General features: G+C 51.1%; 1 protein-coding gene. It reads left to right on the top strand.

Annotated elements, in window-relative coordinates; translation table 11 throughout:
* Positions 1–227 (top strand): autotransporter outer membrane beta-barrel domain-containing protein (locus HEM79_RS23255; RefSeq protein ID WP_183082739.1); only part of this gene is annotated, 227 nt, incomplete at both ends.

The following is a 227-nucleotide window of genomic DNA, read 5'->3' as shown; positions in this document are numbered from 1 at the left end:
CAACCGTTATGTTCTGCAACTTGGCGGCGATATTGCGCAATGGAGCAGTAATGCTTTCGATCGCTGGCATCTCGGCCTGATGGCTGGCTATGCCAACAGTAAGAGTCACACACATTCCAACCTGACCGGGTACAACTCACGCGGGCAAATTGACGGCTACAGTGTGGGTGTGTATGGCACCTGGTACGCTAACGAAGCAGATAAAACAGGGACTTATGTTGATAGCT

It is taken from the genome of Escherichia sp. 93.0816, from assembly GCF_013368855.2.
GTDB classification, from domain to species: Bacteria; Pseudomonadota; Gammaproteobacteria; order Enterobacterales; family Enterobacteriaceae; genus Escherichia; species Escherichia ruysiae.
Note: the sequence above shows the minus strand (reverse complement) of the source record. Positions and strands in the feature narration are given on the sequence as shown.